A 953-nucleotide genomic window follows, 5' to 3' on the forward strand; every position below is an offset into this window, starting at 1 on the left:
AAAGCCGGTCGAATTGGGACGCCGACGGCCCACGACCGCTCAAATGGTCTGCCTGGTACCCTGCGGTCGAAAACGCAATTCCGCAGCCGGTCGCCGAGACCTCGTGGTTCCAAAAACGGCCGGTCGCCCGCGATGCGAAGCTGTTGCCGACAGCGAAACCATATCCGTTGGTCTTGATGTCACACGGAACGGGTGGCGTGGCGGGCGGTCTCGATTGGCTCGGTCACCGCCTGGCACAACGAGGCTTTGTCGCGCTCGCGGTCAATCATCATGGCAATACCGGAACTGAGCCCTACCGGGCGGAAGGCTTCCTCTGCCTTTGGGAGCGTGCTCGCGACCTCAGCGTCTTGCTTGATGACCCGAAGTGGCGAAAAGAGCTGGACGGTCAGTTCGACGCCCATGCCCATATCGCGGGTTTCTCGGCGGGTGCCTACGCCGCCATGCTTTTGCTCGGCGCACGGGTCGCCCGTTCTCAGTTCGAGGCGGCCAATCCGGTAAAGAGCCCAAATCGGGGTCCGAAAGAATTTCCCAATTTGGCAGAGCAAATTCCGATGTTGCTGGAAAGAAGTGTCATGTTTAGAGAGGCATGGGACCGCAGGTCCGCGTCATACGCGGATGACAGGTTCAGATCGGCGCTGCTGCTCGCTCCCGGACGTTCCGTCTTGGGCTTTTCCAGGGAGAGCCTGAAGCAGGTTAGACAACCGATACGGATCATCGTTGGAAGCGGCGACACGATTGCGCCTGCGGCCGAATGCTCTGGCTGGCTACATCGTCATGTCCCAAGCAGCGACCTGGAAATCTTGAAGTCCGGTGCGGGTCACTATGTCTTCCTGCCGGAGCCGACTGCGTTGGGGATGAAGGAGGCTTCCGACGTCTTCCCTGATGCCGACAGCGTTGATCGTCGAAGGATTCACGACCACGTTGCGTTGGTCGCGGCGGGACTTTTCGGAGGG

General features: G+C 60.4%; 1 protein-coding gene. It reads left to right on the forward strand.

The window, feature by feature from the left end:
- On the forward strand, positions 1–953 hold a 953-nt coding region (locus AB4Z52_RS36200; protein ID WP_442222611.1), incomplete at both ends, for an alpha/beta hydrolase family protein.

Source organism: Rhizobium sp. 2YAF20 (assembly GCF_052114685.1).
GTDB lineage: Bacteria > Pseudomonadota > Alphaproteobacteria > Rhizobiales > Rhizobiaceae > Rhizobium.